1 pseudogene is annotated in these 281 nt (G+C 65.5%); it reads left to right on the top strand.

The annotated features are described in order from the left end of the window. Positions 1–281, top strand: a pseudogene (locus tag F1735_RS34865) (lysophospholipid transporter LplT); the annotation flags it as partial.

Genomic DNA, 281 nt, shown 5'->3' with positions numbered 1-281 from the left:
GCGACATGCCGCTGATCGAGACCGGCATCGATACCACCACCGAAGCGGCGCTGTGCGTGGTGGTGGCGGTGTACCTGCTGGCCACCATGTTCAACCTGCGCATCCCCGACACCCTGGCCAAGTACGCCCACCAGGAGCGCAACCCGGCCAGGCTCATCGCCGACTTCGCCAACTGCTCTTCGCTGCTGTGGAAAGACAAGCTGGGCCAGATTTCGCTGGCCGTGACCACCCTGTTCTGGGGCGCCGGCGCCACCTTGCAGTTCATCGTGCGCAAGTGGGCC

Origin of the sequence: Massilia genomosp. 1 (assembly GCF_011682185.1) — a bacterium.
In the GTDB taxonomy this organism is placed as follows: Bacteria; Pseudomonadota; Gammaproteobacteria; order Burkholderiales; family Burkholderiaceae_D; genus Telluria_A; species Telluria_A rubra.
The sequence above is the reverse complement of the archived record's forward strand: the minus strand, read 5'-3'. Positions and strand labels throughout refer to the sequence as shown.